This window comes from Clostridioides sp. ES-S-0001-03 (assembly GCF_020676075.1).
Taxonomy (GTDB): Bacteria; Bacillota; Clostridia; order Peptostreptococcales; family Peptostreptococcaceae; genus Clostridioides.
On record NZ_JACVWJ010000059.1, the window covers coordinates 1 to 255 of the forward strand.

At 29.4% G+C, this 255-nt stretch carries 1 pseudogene; it reads right to left on the reverse strand.

Annotation, left to right across the window (positions count from 1 at the left end):
• Positions 1 to 255: pseudogene (locus tag IC174_RS21525) on the reverse strand (hypothetical protein); the annotation flags it as partial.

A 255-nucleotide genomic window follows, 5' to 3' on the forward strand; every position in this document is an offset into this window, starting at 1 on the left:
AATTAGAATCTGCTATACTGTCATATATTGGTTTATATAATAGTTGTACTTGCTCTCTGCCCAGTTCAACATCTAATACAACTTTTCTTAATAACTCTTTTAAATTTGAAGTCGAGCTAAAGGTCATCATTTCACCAAGTGGCTTATTCAACTCCAAAGTTTCCATTTCTCCATTGGATATTTTCTTTGTTACATATTCCATTTCTCCATTTACTATAAATGGTATATCTTCTTGTAAAGTTTCTTTTCTTTTTT